We start from the raw sequence: 7,401 nt of genomic DNA, 5'->3' as shown, positions 1-7,401 counted from the left end.
ACCGCCGACCAGATCCTGTTCTCCACCCTCTTCACGGCCGCAGCCGTGCTGTCCAAGGATGGCAAGCAGTTCACCGAAGGCGCCATGGGCATCGCCCGCTCGCTGGCCGCGCAACTCAATGCCGGCGGCACCATGCCCAAGGCCCTGCTGGAGACCGTGGAAACCCGCATCGCCACCATCGAGGCACTGCTCAAGGACAAGTTCGACTGAGCGTTCCCACACTCTCAGCACGCGCGCTCCCCTCATGGCCGTCGACCATTACGAGAACTTCCCCGTCGCCTCGCTGCTACTGCCGGCGCACCTGCGCCCGGCGGTGGGAGCGATCTATGCCTTCGCCCGCAGCGCCGACGATATCGCCGATGAAGGCGATGCCGAACCGGCGCAGCGGCTGGCGGCCCTGCAGGCCTACGAAGCACAACTGGACCTGATCGCCGCCGGCAGCCGCTGCACCACGCCGATCTTCCAGCGCCTGCAGCAGACCATCGCCGACCATGCGCTGCCGCTGCAGCCGTTGCGTGACCTGCTCTCAGCCTTCCGCCAGGATGTGGTGACCACCCGCTACGCCCGCTACGAGGACTTGCTGGATTACTGCCGCCGTTCCGCCAATCCGGTCGGTACGCTGATGCTTCACCTCTACGGCGCAGCAACTGAAGAGAACCTGCGCGATTCGGATGCCATCTGCAGTGCCCTGCAATTGATCAATTTCTGGCAAGACGTCGCCATCGATTGGGAAAAGGGGCGCATCTACCTCCCCCTGGAAGACCTGGCGCGCTTCGGCGTGAGCCCGCAGGACATCGCCGACGGCTGTAGCGCACCACGCTGGCAGCAACTCATGCAGTTCGAGATCATGCGCGCACGCGACCTGATGCTGTCCGGCGCACCGCTGGCGCGCCGACTACCGGGCCGTATCGGGCTGGAACTGCGCATGGTGGTGCAAGGCGGCCTGCGCATCCTGGAGCGCATCGAGCACGTACAGGGGGATGTCTTCAGGCAGCGCCCCAGGCTGGGCAAGCGCGACTGGCTGATCGTCGGCTGGCGCGGGCTGACCAGGTAGCGGCGGCCGGACATGAAAAAGCCCCACAGCGCGGGGCTTGCGGGGCTCGGCATCCACACCCGCAAAGGGTGTGCAACAACGACAGACGATTCAGACCAGCAGCGCCGCCGTCAAGGTACGGATCTGCTCTTCCGAATCATCCAGCATGTCGCGCAGCGAGCGATCGCCGATGTAGTCATCCACCAGGTTCTCGCCACCGATGCCGGCTTCGGCCACGGCCGTACGCTGCAGCGGCGACGGCACCGGCGACAGTTCCTTGGCCAGCAACAGCACGTCGCCGATGGTCTGCGGCGGCAAGACGCGTACGCCGTGCCACAGCGACTCGATGGCATCCACCACCGGCTGCGGCACGCCGAGCTTCTTGAGCACGGCGCGGCCGATCATCTTTTCACCGTACTCCATCCAGTCCTCGGTACCACCGTCGAGCAGGCCCGGATAATCATCGGTCCGCGACAACAGGTAAAAGCCCCCGACCTCGTGCACGATGCCGGCAAACATCGCCGTCTCCGGGTCAGCCTTGGTCAGCTTGGACGTCAGCACATAGGCCGTGGCGGCCACATGAGCGCAGTGCTCCCACAGCTGCGCGGACTTGATGCGCATGCCAGGGTTATTGATGGTACGGCCCAGCTGGCGCACGATCACCGAGGTGGTGATGGTATTGAGCGTACGGAACCCCAGGCGCATCACCGCCGCCCGCACATTGTTGATTTCCCCGCCGGAACGGTTGTAGGCCGCCGAATTGGCGATGGCCACCGTGCGCGCCGATACCAGCGGCTCGGCCATCACCAGCTTGGCCGCCAGCTCCAGGTGGCAATCAGGATCGGCCAGGGCCTTCTGCAGCTTGATCGACGCGCTGACGTTGGCCGGGAACACCAGCTCCCCCCGTCCGGCCTGCGAGGCGATATTACGAAAGATCTCCAGTCTGTCCATGATGTCTCCAGCCTCCTGTACGTCGTCCAGTCCTGCTCGGGGTGACTTTTGCTGCGCCGCAGTTTTCATGCTGTTGCAGCGGGCGATGCTTCCTGTCCATTATCGGCAAAATTCATCCGGATTTGATGTTATGTGAATTTATTTTCCGGATGACATCGGCTTGAGCTTAAAGGACAACGTCAGGCGCCGCAATACATGCCCCATGCGGAAAGCCCGATTTGCCCTGCCGGGCGCACTCGGCTAGCATAGCGCCTTTGCCGCAACCGGCCTCAATGGCGCGTTTGCGGCCCGCATCAACCGCAGCCACGCATCCATGTCTCCAGACGAATACTGCCAGCAGAAGGCCGCCGCCAGCGGTTCCAGTTTCTATTACAGCTTCCTGTTCCTGCCGCCGCAACGCCGGCTGGCGATCACGGCGCTGTACGCCTTTTGCCGCGAAGTCGACGATACCGTCGATGAAATCGAAGATCCCATGGTGGCGCGCACCAAGCTGATGTGGTGGCGCAAGGAAATCGCCGCCATGCTGGAAGGCCAGCCCACCCACCCGGTGACCAAGGCCCTGCATCCCCACGTGGCCACCTACCAGCTCAAGGGCGAACATCTGCAGGCCATCATCGATGGCATGGAAATGGACCTCGACCAGAGCCGCTACCTCGACTATCCCGGCCTGCAGCGCTATTGCTGGCACGTGGCCGGCGTGGTCGGCGTGCTCTCGGCCAGCATCTTCGGCCACACCCAGCCCGGCACCCTGCTCTTCGCCGAAAAACTGGGGCTGGCCTTCCAGCTCACCAATATCATCCGCGATGTCGGCGAAGATGGCCGCAAGGGCCGCATCTACCTGCCGGTCAACGAACTGCAGCAATTCAACGTCACCGCCGCCGACATCCTCAACGCCCGCCACAGTGAGCGTTTCGAGGCGCTCATGAAATTCCAGGTGGAACGTGCCCAGGCGGTCTACGACGAAGCCTTTGCCCTGTTGCCCAAGGAAGACCGGCGCGCCCAGCGCCCAGGGCTGATGATGGCGGCCATCTACCGCACCCTGCTCGACGAGATCACCCGTGACGGCTATCACGTGCTCAACCAGCGCATCTCGCTCACGCCCATCCGCAAGCTGTGGCTGGCCTGGAAGACCTATGTCTTCGGCTGATCGCTGCGCCACGCCAGTATGAGCGACGCCCCCCGCCACTACGCCGTGATCGGTGCCGGCTGGGCCGGTTGCGCCGCTGCCGTGGCGCTGGCCGCCGGCGGGCACCGGGTCAGCCTGTTCGAAGCCGCCCGCACCCTGGGTGGCCGGGCAAGGCGCGTAGAGCTCGATGGGCGCACGCTGGACAATGGCCAGCACATCCTGCTGGGCGCCTATCGCGCCACGCTGGCCCTGATGAAACAGGTCGGCGTCGATCCCGCCACGGCATTGCTACGACTTCCCTTGCAGATGCGCTATCCGCTGGCGAACCAGGCCGAGGGCATGGATTTCGTCGCACCACGCATGCCCGCGCCCTGGCATGTGGCCCTCGCGCTGCTGCGCGCCAAGGGACTGGCGCGCGAAGACAAGATGGCGCTGGCCCGCTTTTCCACCACGGCGCGCTGGATGGGCTGGCAATTGCACGAGGATTGCAGCGTGGCCGAACTGCTGCAGCGCTTCGACCAGACTGCCCGGGTGATCCGGCTGATGTGGCGCCCGCTGTGCATCGCCGCCCTGAATACGCCGCCCGAGCGGGCGTCGGCCCAGGTCTTCCTCAACGTGTTGCGCGATAGCCTGGGCGCGCGCCGCGCCGCCTCCGACATGCTGATCCCACGGCTGGACCTGGCTGCGCTGCTGCCCGATGCCGCCGCAACCTACCTGAGCCGGCGCGGCGGCCTGGTCCGGCCGGGGGTGGCGGTGGCCCGCCTGCTGGCAGGTATCGAAGCGGGCAGCTGGCGACTGGAAGATCGTCAGGGCGAAAGCCTGGGCGAATTCGCCGGGGTGGTGCTGGCCACCGGCCCCGAAGCAGCCGCGCAACTGCTGGAGGGGCTGTGCGACACGCACCTGCTGCGAGGCCTGGCGCATGAACCGATTACCACCTGCTACCTCCACTATGGTGAGGCGGTACGGCTGCCGGCTCCTTTCCTGGCCCTGCTGGACGACCCCGAGCGCCAGGCCTGGGGCCAGTTCGTGTTCGACCGCGGGCAACTGGGCGGCACCGCCGGCCTGCTGGCAGTGGTGGTCAGCGCCGCCGCTCAGGCCATCACCGACGGCCACGTGGCGCTGACCAGCGGCATCGCCCGCCAACTGGCGCAGGATTTCGGTCAACCGGAGTTGGCAGCACCAACATGGAGCAAGGTCATCACCGAAAAGCGCGCCACCTTCGCCTGCACCCCGGGCCTGCAACGTCCTGACCAGACCGGTGTGCCGGCCGGGCTGGCCCTGGCCGGGGATTACGTGGCCGGCGACTACCCCGCCACCCTGGAAGGCGCGGTGCGCGCCGGACAGGCGGCGGCGCGAGGGCTGGCAGTCTAGGGCCGAATTGCCGGCCGTAAAATTTTCATCGGTGGTGCAAAGGGATTCACCCCATCGCAGGCAGCGATGCACTACGATAGCGTTCCACCTGAAATGCTCATCAGCAGCCCCGATTCCGGTTCGTGTCTGCCCAACAAAAGCCCGGCGGCGTCAAGCCGCATTGAATCATTACGGAGAAAAAAATATGCCGGTCATGACCTGTATCGAAGACTTCCGCCTGTTGGCCAAGAAGCGTGTTCCCAAGGCGTTCTACGACTACGCCGACAGCGGCTCCTATACCGAGAGCACCTACCGCGCCAACACCAAGGACCTGGCCTCGCTCAAGCTGCGCCAGCGCGTGGCCATCAATGTCGACGAACGCAGCACCCGCACCACCATGATCGGCCACGATGTCAGCATGCCCGTGGCCATCGCCCCCACCGGCCTGACCGGCATGCAGTGGGCCAATGGCGAGATGCTGGGCGCGATCGCGGCCGAGAAGTTCGGCATCCCCTTCACCCTGTCCACCATGAGCATCTGCTCCATCGAGGACGTGGCCAGCGTTACCACCAAGCCGTTCTGGTTCCAGCTCTACGTGATGCGCGACCGTGGTTTCGTCAAATCGCTGATCGATCGCGCCAAGGCTGCCAAGTGCTCGGCACTGGTGCTCACGCTGGACCTGCAGATCCTCGGCCAGCGCCACAAGGACCTCAAGAACGGCATGTCGGTCCCGCCCAAGCTGACCCTGGAAACCCTGCTCGACCTGGCCAGCAAGCCTGGCTGGGCGCTGCGTGCGCTGGGCGGGCGCAAGACCTTCGGCAACCTGGCCGGCCACATCAAGGGCGGTGAAGGCGCCGGTGGCGTGCAGACGCTCTCCAAGTGGACCGCCAGCCAGTTCGACCCCACCCTGAACTGGGACGACGTGGCCTGGATCAAGGAGCAATGGGGCGGCAAGCTGATTCTCAAGGGCATCCTCGATGTGGAAGACGCCAAGCTGGCCGTGCAGACCGGAGCCGACGCCATCGTCGTCTCCAACCACGGCGGCCGCCAGCTGGATGGCGCAATGTCCTCCATCGAAGCCCTGCCGGCCATTGCCGAAGCCGTGGGTGACCAGATCGAAGTCTGGTTCGACGGCGGCATCCGTTCCGGCCAGGACGTGCTCAAGGCGGTGGCCCTGGGCGCACGCGGCACCATGATCGGCCGGGCCTTCCTCTACAGCCTGGGCGCCATGGGTGGCGAGGGCGTCTCGCAGATGCTGGAGATCATGCGCAAGGAACTCGATGTCAGCATGGCGCTGACCGGCACCAAGGACATCAAGGACGTCGGCCCGCAGATCCTGGTGCGCTAAGGCCAGCACCCGCATAGCAAAACGTCCCGGTCCACCGCGAGGTGGCCGGGACGTTTTGCTTTCAGGCGCAGCCGCAGTCGTCTATTGGCGTGGCTTTTCGTTGAGGACGTCGATCACGCCTTCCTGCCCGTAGCGCCGGGCCAGGTCCATGGCGGTGAGACCATCCTTGTTCTTCAGCGTCAGGTCGGCGCCGTTGTCGCGCAGCACCTCCACCGCTGCCACCCGCCCGCGCATGGCGGCCAGCATCACCGGCGTCATCTTGTCGTCGGACGATTCGGCGTCCACGTAGGCCGAGGCATCCAGCAAGAGCTTGACGATCTCCGAGCTGCCATTGATGGCCGCATAGTGCAATGCCGTCCAGCCCGGACGATTGACCTCCACTTCGCGGGAGAGCAAGAGCTTGACCACCGGGATGTTGCCGTAGAAGGAGGCCAGCATCAGCGGCGTGTCGCCATTGGTGGCCTGGGCTTCCAGGTTGACGTCGGGCGCATTGACCAGCACGTCGAAGGCCTTCATCGAATCTTCGCGGATGGACAGCATCAGCCCGGTATAACCGCGCTTGGGTTCGATCAGGTTGGGTCCCATGCCCCGCTGCATCAGTTGCTTGAGGAAGTACACGTTATCCATGCGGATGGCCTGGAAGTATTCTTCGTAGGCACCCGCCCGGGCGGCACCGGGCAACAACAGTGAAGTATAGAGGACGATGCGGCCGAGGCCGCCCAGTCCGCGCCAGCGCGAACGCAGCTTTTCCAGCAGGGTCATGGTGTGATTCCGAACAGCTTGAAGAAATTTTCAGAGGTCTGGCGTGCCACCTCGGCCACCGGGATGCCACGCAGGTCGGCGATGAATTCGCCCACGTGGCGCACATAGCCCGGCTCGTTGGTCTTGCCGCGAAAAGGCACCGGCGCCAGGTAGGGCGAATCGGTCTCGATGAGCATGCGTTCCAGCGGGATGGTGCGCGCCACCTGTTGCAGGTCCTTGGCGGACTTGAAGGTGACGATGCCCGAGAACGAGATGTAGAACCCCAGTTCGATGGCCGCATCGGCCACTTCCTGCGATTCCGTGAAGCAGTGCATGACGCCGGCAGCGCCCCCGGCCGCCGGGCTGGCACCCTCTTCGTGCAGGATGCGGATGGTGTCCTCGGACGCCGAGCGGGTATGGATGATCAGGGGTTTGCCGGTAGCGCGCGAGGCGCGGATATGGGCGCGGAAGCGCTCGCGCTGCCATTCCAGGTCACCCTGCAGGCGGTAGTAATCCAGCCCGGTCTCGCCGATGGCGACGATGCGCGGATGGTCGGCCAGCGCCACCAGCTGTTCCACCGAGGGCTCCGGCGTGTCTTCGTAGTCCGGATGCACGCCCACCGAGGCGTAGACGTTGGGATACTGCTCAGCCAGGGCCAATACCTGCGGGAAATCAGGCAGGTCCACCGACACGCACAGGGCATGGCTGACCTGGTTTTCGGCCATCTTGCCGAAGATCTCCGGCAGGCGCGCCGCCAGGTCGGGAAAATTGATGTGGCAATGGGAATCGATATACATGGCCGCTATTGTAAAGCCATGCCGACAGCCTGTCGCCCCTTGGGGCAGGCTGTAA

At 65.0% G+C, this 7,401-nt stretch carries 8 protein-coding genes; 5 read left to right on the top strand and 3 right to left on the bottom strand.

Annotation, left to right across the window (positions count from 1 at the left end; translation table 11 throughout):
• Together VE092_RS15650 and hpnC are read left to right on the top strand one after the other, a co-directional pair.
• The coding region (locus tag VE092_RS15650) for a hypothetical protein (protein WP_324878269.1) at positions 1–210 on the top strand (210 nt) is incomplete at its 5' end.
• 34 nt (positions 211–244) lie between these two features.
• Entirely contained in the window at positions 245–1,054 is an 810-nt protein-coding gene (hpnC, locus tag VE092_RS15645) for a squalene synthase HpnC (RefSeq protein ID WP_324878267.1), read from the top strand.
• Between the two features lie 90 nt (positions 1,055–1,144).
• Here hpnC and VE092_RS15640 read toward each other — a convergent pair whose 3' ends face one another.
• Positions 1,145–1,984: an HDOD domain-containing protein gene (locus VE092_RS15640; protein ID WP_324878265.1), complete on the bottom strand. Its 840-nt coding sequence runs from the start codon at positions 1,982–1,984 to the stop codon at positions 1,145–1,147.
• 313 nt (positions 1,985–2,297) lie between these two features.
• On the opposite strand from VE092_RS15640, the gene hpnD reads away from it, so the two are divergent.
• The 3 genes from hpnD (at position 2,298) to VE092_RS15625 (ending at position 5,808) form a co-directional block, all read left to right on the top strand.
• Entirely contained in the window at positions 2,298–3,131 is an 834-nt protein-coding gene (gene hpnD, locus VE092_RS15635; RefSeq protein ID WP_077236869.1) for a presqualene diphosphate synthase HpnD, read from the top strand.
• An 18-nt stretch (positions 3,132–3,149) separates the two neighbouring features.
• Positions 3,150–4,481, top strand: coding sequence for a hydroxysqualene dehydroxylase HpnE (hpnE, locus tag VE092_RS15630; protein ID WP_324878262.1), 1,332 nt, complete (start codon positions 3,150–3,152; stop codon positions 4,479–4,481).
• 184 nt (positions 4,482–4,665) lie between these two features.
• Positions 4,666–5,808 carry an alpha-hydroxy acid oxidase gene (locus VE092_RS15625; RefSeq protein ID WP_324878260.1) on the top strand — a complete coding sequence of 381 codons (1,143 nt, stop codon included), beginning with the start codon at positions 4,666–4,668 and terminating at the stop codon, positions 5,806–5,808.
• An 81-nt stretch (positions 5,809–5,889) separates the two neighbouring features.
• Here VE092_RS15625 and VE092_RS15620 read toward each other — a convergent pair whose 3' ends face one another.
• Positions 5,890–6,570, bottom strand: a complete 681-nt coding sequence (locus tag VE092_RS15620; RefSeq protein ID WP_324878258.1) for an ankyrin repeat domain-containing protein — start codon at positions 6,568–6,570, stop codon at positions 5,890–5,892.
• On the bottom strand, positions 6,567–7,346 hold the full coding sequence (locus VE092_RS15615; protein ID WP_324878256.1) for a TatD family hydrolase: 780 nt from the start codon (positions 7,344–7,346) through the stop codon (positions 6,567–6,569). The genes VE092_RS15620 and VE092_RS15615 overlap by 4 nt, the downstream gene beginning before the upstream one ends.
• Positions 7,347–7,401: the final 55 nt, after the last annotated feature.

The organism is Herbaspirillum sp., from assembly GCF_035644555.1.
Classification (GTDB): Bacteria; Pseudomonadota; Gammaproteobacteria; order Burkholderiales; family Burkholderiaceae_D; genus Herbaspirillum.
This window is presented reverse-complemented; position numbering and strand designations above follow the sequence as displayed.

What these genes read in the sequence shown, in the direction of transcription:
- hpnC (WP_324878267.1), top strand. Translation starts at nt 245, where the DNA reads ATGGCCGTCGACCATTACGAGAACTTCCCCGTCGCCTCGCTGCTACTG.
- VE092_RS15640 (WP_324878265.1), bottom strand. Translation starts at nt 1,984, where the DNA reads ATGGACAGACTGGAGATCTTTCGTAATATCGCCTCGCAGGCCGGACGG.
- hpnD (WP_077236869.1), top strand. Translation starts at nt 2,298, where the DNA reads ATGTCTCCAGACGAATACTGCCAGCAGAAGGCCGCCGCCAGCGGTTCC.
- hpnE (WP_324878262.1), top strand. Translation starts at nt 3,150, where the DNA reads ATGAGCGACGCCCCCCGCCACTACGCCGTGATCGGTGCCGGCTGGGCC.
- VE092_RS15625 (WP_324878260.1), top strand. Translation starts at nt 4,666, where the DNA reads ATGCCGGTCATGACCTGTATCGAAGACTTCCGCCTGTTGGCCAAGAAG.
- VE092_RS15620 (WP_324878258.1), bottom strand. Translation starts at nt 6,570, where the DNA reads ATGACCCTGCTGGAAAAGCTGCGTTCGCGCTGGCGCGGACTGGGCGGC.
- VE092_RS15615 (WP_324878256.1), bottom strand. Translation starts at nt 7,346, where the DNA reads ATGTATATCGATTCCCATTGCCACATCAATTTTCCCGACCTGGCGGCG.